1 protein-coding gene is annotated in these 232 nt (G+C 70.7%); it reads left to right on the top strand.

Annotation, left to right across the window (positions count from 1 at the left end):
* Positions 1-232 (top strand): AMP-binding enzyme (locus H0H10_RS04540; RefSeq protein WP_188179498.1); only part of this gene is annotated, 232 nt, incomplete at both ends.

The raw sequence follows: 232 nt of genomic DNA, 5'->3' as shown, positions 1-232 counted from the left end.
TGAAGGTCCGGGGTTTCCGGATCGAGCCGGGTGAGGTGCAGGCGGTGCTGGCCGCGCATCCGGTGGTGGCTCAGGCGGCTGTGGTGGTGCGGGAGGACGTTCCGGGTGACCGGCGTCTGGTGGCGTATGTCGTGGCGGTTGCCGAGGGGGCGACCGCGGAGTCGGTGCGGGGGTTTGCGGGGGAGCGGTTGCCGTCGTACATGGTGCCGTCGGCGGTCGTGGTTTTGGATGC

The organism is Streptomyces griseicoloratus, from assembly GCF_014534645.1.
Taxonomy (GTDB): domain Bacteria; phylum Actinomycetota; class Actinomycetes; order Streptomycetales; family Streptomycetaceae; genus Streptomyces; species Streptomyces griseicoloratus.
Note: the sequence above shows the minus strand (reverse complement) of the source record. Positions and strands in the feature narration are given on the sequence as shown.